At 66.2% G+C, this 4228-nt stretch carries 4 protein-coding genes and 1 pseudogene; 2 read left to right on the top strand and 3 right to left on the bottom strand.

The window, feature by feature from the left end; all coding sequences use genetic code 11:
* Positions 1 to 36: 36 nt before the first annotated feature.
* The 3 genes from truA to def all read right to left on the bottom strand — a co-directional run bounded on the left by truA (position 37) and on the right by def (position 2443).
* On the bottom strand, positions 37 to 774 hold the full coding sequence (gene truA, locus KGM94_RS23855; protein WP_300264751.1) for a tRNA pseudouridine(38-40) synthase TruA: 738 nt from the start codon (positions 772 to 774) through the stop codon (positions 37 to 39).
* A gap of 128 nt (positions 775 to 902) precedes the next feature.
* Positions 903 to 1838, bottom strand: a complete 936-nt coding sequence (gene fmt, locus KGM94_RS23850; protein WP_300264748.1) for a methionyl-tRNA formyltransferase — start codon at positions 1836 to 1838, stop codon at positions 903 to 905.
* Positions 1839 to 1915: 77 nt separating this feature from the next.
* Positions 1916 to 2443 carry a peptide deformylase gene (gene def / locus KGM94_RS23845; protein ID WP_300264746.1) on the bottom strand — a complete coding sequence of 176 codons (528 nt, stop codon included), beginning with the start codon at positions 2441 to 2443 and terminating at the stop codon, positions 1916 to 1918.
* A gap of 171 nt (positions 2444 to 2614) precedes the next feature.
* On the opposite strand from def, the gene rmuC reads away from it, so the two are divergent.
* The gene (gene rmuC / locus KGM94_RS23840; protein ID WP_300264743.1) at positions 2615 to 3811 is read left to right on the top strand and encodes a DNA recombination protein RmuC; all 1197 of its coding nucleotides are present in this window, start codon (positions 2615 to 2617) and stop codon (positions 3809 to 3811) included.
* A 70-nt stretch (positions 3812 to 3881) separates the two neighbouring features.
* Positions 3882 to 4228: pseudogene (locus tag KGM94_RS23835) on the top strand (MFS transporter); the annotation flags it as partial.

Here is a 4228-nt window from a genome sequence, read left to right as displayed (position 1 = left end):
CGGCCATGACGCCGGAACGAGAACTTCCTTCCAGCTCTAATAATCCACCCGCACCAGATACAGCCCTTCCGGCGGGGCGACGATGCCGCAGGCGGCGCGGTTGCGGGCGGCGAGTGCGGCGGAGAGATCGTCCGCGGTCCAGCGGCCCTCGCCGACCCAGACCAGCGAGCCCACCATCGAGCGCACCTGGCTGTGCAGGAAGGACCGCGCCGAGGTGAGCACGGTGATCTCGCGGCCGTCGCCGACGACGTCGAGCTGGTCGAGCGTCTTGTCCGGTGATTTCGCCTGGCAATCGGCGTCGCGGAACGTGGTGAAATCATGCCTGCCGGTGAGCCGTTGCGCGGCCGCGTGCATCGCAGCGGCGTCGAGCTTGCGCGGGACGCGCCAGGCGCGGCCGACGTCGAGCGCGAGATTGGCCCGCGTATTGAGAATGCGGTAGCGATAGTGACGCTTGATCGCGGAGAAGCGCGCCTCAAAGCTCTCCGGCACGATCTCCGCCGCCAGCACGGCGACCGGGTGCGGGCGCAGATGCGCGTTCAAGCCGTCACGCAGGCGATCGGAAGGAAACGCCTTTTCGATGTCGACATGCGCGACCTGGCCGAGCGCATGCACGCCGGCGTCGGTGCGGCCGGCGCCGTGCACCCGCGCCGCCTCGCCGCTCATTGCCTTCACCGCGGCCTCCAGCGCGCCCTGCACCGAGGGCAACGTCTCCTGCACTTGCCAGCCGCAGAAGGGAGCACCGTCATATTCGATGATGAGCTTATAGCGGGGCATCGTTCCAATCTGTCCGGCGTCATTACCGGGCTTGACCCGGCAATCCATCTCCTTGGAAGCAGTCTTGCGAGGAGATGGATGCGCGGGTCAAGACCGAGCATGACGAGTTGAATATGCGCCTGACAGCGTCACGTAAACCTCGCGCCGGCCTCGACCTTCACACCGCGCAAAAAGTCCTCTGCCCGCATCCGCGCCTTGCCCTCGCGCTGCAATTCGATGATCCGGATCGCACCACTGCCGCAGGCGACGGTGAGACGGTCGTCAAGCACCGCGCCCGGCGCGCCTGCGCCCTTGGCCGGCTCGCACCGCAGGAGCTTGATGCGGGCGTTGTCGCCCGCGCCCGAAAGCTCGCTCCAGGCGCCAGGGAACGGCGACAGGCCATGAATGTGACGCAGCACCGCATGCGCCGGCCTGCTCCAGTCGATCCGCGCCTCGGCCTTGTCGATCTTGGCGGCGTAGGTGACGCCGTCCTCGCTCTGCTTCCGGAGCTGCAGGCCGCCGCGTGCCAGCGCGGCCATCGCCCGCACCACCAAATCGGCCCCCAGTCGCGCCAGCCGGTCATGCAGATCGGCCGCGGTCATGCTGTCCGTGATCGCGAGGCGTTCCGCCATGGCGACGTCGCCGGTGTCGAGGCCGACGTCCATCTTCATCACCATCACGCCGGTCTCGGCGTCGCCCGCCATGATGGCGCGGTTGATTGGCGCCGCGCCGCGCCAGCGCGGCAGCAGCGAGGCATGCAGGTTGAAGCAGCCGAGCTTCGGCGCATCGAGAATGGCCTGCGGCAGGATCATGCCGTAGGCGACGACCACCGCCGCATCGGCGCCGTGGGCGGAAAACTCTGCGAGTGCCTCCGGCGTCTTCAGTGTCTTCGGCGTCAGCACAGGAATGCCGAGTTTTCGCGCGGCGTCCTCGACCGGGGTCGGCTGCAGTTGCAGCCCGCGCCGCCCACCCGGCTTCGGCGCGCGGGTATAGACGGCCGCGATTTCGTGACCATGGGCCACGAGCTCCAGCAGCGTCGGCACCGCGAACTCGGGCGTGCCCATGAAGATGAGACGGAGGGACATGACAACAGGACCTGCGTTCCGCGCAATGTACTCCGTCATGGCCGGGCTCGTCCCGGCCATGACGACAGTGCGGATGACTACTCCGCCGCGCGCTTGGCGGCTTTCTCGAACTTCTTGAACACGCGGTCGCGCTTGAGCTTGGACAGATAGTCGATGAACAGCACGCCGTTGAGGTGGTCGATCTCGTGCTGGATGCAGGTGGCGTAGAGCCCCGCCGCATCCTCCTCATGGACCTTGCCGTCGATGTCGGTGAAGCGCACCCGCACCTTTGCCGGACGTTCGACCTGCTCATAATATTCGGGAATCGAGAGGCAGCCCTCCTCGTAGACCGACGTCTCCTCGGAATGCGAGAGTATCTCGGGATTGATGAAGACACGCGGCAGCGGCTTGGTCTCGCCGTTCTCATCGGGCCGCGCGAGATCCATGGTGATGAGCCGCAGCGGCTGCGCAACCTGGATCGCGGCAAGCCCGATGCCGGGCGCGGCATACATGGTCTCCAGCATGTCGTCGGCGAGCGTGCGGACCTCCGAGGTGATCTTCTCCACGGGCTTGGAGACCAGACGCAACTGCCTGTCGGGCAGGATGATGATTTCTCTGATGGCCATGGCGGGCGATTTAAGCCGCGGGCCTGACGGGGTCAATGCGGGCCGGAACCGGTCAACGGTCCGCCAACTACAAAAATTAGGCCTTCGTTAACCATGGAAATTAACCGAGCGTTCACCATAAATGTTCCGTCTTTGTTCGCGCCTGGGCGCGAATCGGCTAGAACGAACGGCATGAACGAGATCATTTTCATGCTCGGCGACTGGCCGATCCGCATCGTCGATGCCCTGCTCGGCTTCGGCGTCCTCGTCCTCCTCCTGCTCGCGGCGATCACGGTAGTGATCGCGCGCTCGTCGCGGCGCGGCGCGGAGCTCGCTGTCGCGCAGACCATCCGGGCCGACGAACTCGAGGAACGCCTGAGCGAGATGCTGCGGGCGCAGAGCGAGGCCAATGGAAGGGTCGATGCCATGGCGCAGACGCTCGCCGGCCGCCAGGCCGAGATGGCGCGCGCCGTCAACGAGCGGCTGGACTCGGTGACCCATCGCGTCGGCCAGTCGATGGAGCACACCACCCGCAACACCATGGAGAGCCTGCGCGCGCTGCACGAACGGCTCGGCATCATCGACAATGCACACAAGAACCTCACCGACCTCACCACGCAGGTGACCACGCTGCGCGACGTGCTCGCCAACAAGCAGTCGCGCGGTGCGTTCGGTCAGGCGCGGATGGAAGCGATCGTCCAGGACGGTTTGCCGAAGGGTTCCTACGAATTCCAGTTCACGCTCTCGACGGGAAAAAGGCCCGACTGCGTGGTGTTCCTGCCCGACCAGCGGCCGCTCTGCATCGACGCGAAATTTCCGCTGGAGGCGATGACCGCGCTGCACGACGCGCGAAGCGACGAGGAACGGCGGATTGCTACGCAGCGGCTGCGCGGCGACGTGATGAAGCACGTCAGCGACATCGCGGAGAAATATCTCGTCGCCGGCGAGACCCAGGATATGGCGCTGATGTTCGTGCCGTCTGAATCGGTCTATGCGGAAATTCACGACGGTTTCGACGACGTGATCCAGAAGGCCTATCGCGCCCGCGTCGTGCTGGTGTCGCCCTCGCTCCTGATGCTCGCGATCCAGGTGATGCAGCAAATCATGAAGGACGCGCGGATGCGCGATGCCGCCGACCAGATCCGCACCGAGGTCATCAGGCTCGGCGACGACCTCGGCCGTCTCAGGGATCGCGTGCTGAAGCTGCAGAAGCACTTTGCCGACGTGAACGAGGACGTCCGCCAGGTACTGATCTCCGCCGACAAGATCGAGAAGCGCGCCGGCCGGATCGAGGAGCTCGATTTCAGCAAGACCGACGCCCCCGACGGCCCACGCCTGGTCGCGAGCGGCCCCGAGCTGTTCCCGACCAAGCTGCAGGCCGGGGAGTAGTCCTTCCCCTCTCCGCGCAAGCGGAGCGAGGGGAAGAGGCAGCGGCACCAGAATCTGCTACCACCTCCGCATGACCGCACCCGACGCGACCGCCCCAGCCGCCACCGCCACTCCCACTCCTCCTCCCCATCCCTCCTGGCGCGAGAGTCTTGCCGTGTACCTGCAGCCGCGGGTGCTGATCGTGCTGTTGCTCGGCTTCTCCTCGGGGCTCCCGCTGGCGCTGTCGGGTTCGACGCTGCTCGTTTGGATGCGCGAGTCCGGGGTCGACCTCGGCACCATCGGACTGTTCGCGCTAGTCGGCACACCCTACACGCTGAAGTTCCTGTGGGCGCCGCTGGTGGATGCGCTACATGTGCCACTGTTCACCCGCGCCTTCGGCCGCCGCCGCGGCTGGCTTCTGTTCGCGCAATTGCTGCT

It is taken from the genome of Bradyrhizobium sp. (assembly GCF_028868675.1).
GTDB lineage: Bacteria > Pseudomonadota > Alphaproteobacteria > Rhizobiales > Xanthobacteraceae > Bradyrhizobium.
The sequence above is the reverse complement of the archived record's forward strand: the minus strand, read 5'-3'. Positions and strand labels throughout refer to the sequence as shown.

What these genes read in the sequence shown, in the direction of transcription:
- def (WP_300264746.1), bottom strand. Translation starts at nt 2,443, where the DNA reads ATGGCCATCAGAGAAATCATCATCCTGCCCGACAGGCAGTTGCGTCTG.
- rmuC (WP_300264743.1), top strand. Translation starts at nt 2,615, where the DNA reads ATGAACGAGATCATTTTCATGCTCGGCGACTGGCCGATCCGCATCGTC.
- truA (WP_300264751.1), bottom strand. Translation starts at nt 774, where the DNA reads ATGCCCCGCTATAAGCTCATCATCGAATATGACGGTGCTCCCTTCTGC.
- fmt (WP_300264748.1), bottom strand. Translation starts at nt 1,838, where the DNA reads ATGTCCCTCCGTCTCATCTTCATGGGCACGCCCGAGTTCGCGGTGCCG.